The organism is Sinorhizobium sp. P24N7 (assembly GCF_042436655.1).
In the GTDB taxonomy this organism is placed as follows: Bacteria; Pseudomonadota; Alphaproteobacteria; order Rhizobiales; family Rhizobiaceae; genus Sinorhizobium; species Sinorhizobium meliloti_A.
The window spans coordinates 1-525 of the sequence record NZ_JBHMIW010000106.1 but is presented as its reverse complement, the minus strand read 5'-3'; the positions used below and the strand labels follow the sequence as shown (position 1 = coordinate 525).

General features: G+C 61.1%; 1 protein-coding gene. It reads left to right on the top strand.

The window, feature by feature from the left end; genetic code table 11:
* Positions 1-525, top strand: a 525-nt coding sequence (locus tag ACFHWW_RS34170) for an amidohydrolase family protein (protein ID WP_379943817.1), incomplete at both ends; no start/stop codon positions are given.

Sequence of the window (525 nt, the reverse complement as noted above, 5' to 3'; positions counted from 1 at the left end):
GAAGTAAGATGCTCGACGCGCATCACCATTTCTGGGCGGTGGCCCGGGGCGATTACGGCTGGATGACACCGGACCTGAAACCGCTACTGCGCGATTTCGGCCCCGAGGACCTGCGGCCTCTAATAGAGGAGAGCGGCATCACCTGCACCGTGCTGGTGCAGGCAGCCGAAACTGAGGCCGAAACCGATTACCTGCTCGAGATCGCTAACAAGACTGATTTCGTTGCTGGTGTGGTCGGCTGGCTCGACATGTGTGCGGAGAATTTTTCTGCGCGCCTCGACCATTATGTGGCGCAGGCAAAATGGGTCGGACTGCGGCCCATGCTGCAGAGTCACGGTCCCGCGCTGATTTCCGATCCGCGTTTCCGGGCGTCACTAGCGGAGGTCGCGCGGCGCGGAATCCCCTTCGATATGCTCATCTTTCCCCGACACATGCCGGCAATGGTCGAGGCGCTGAGGGCAACGCCTGGTGTCCACGCCATCGTCGACCATATCTCCAAGCCGGACATGACCGGGCCGATGGATA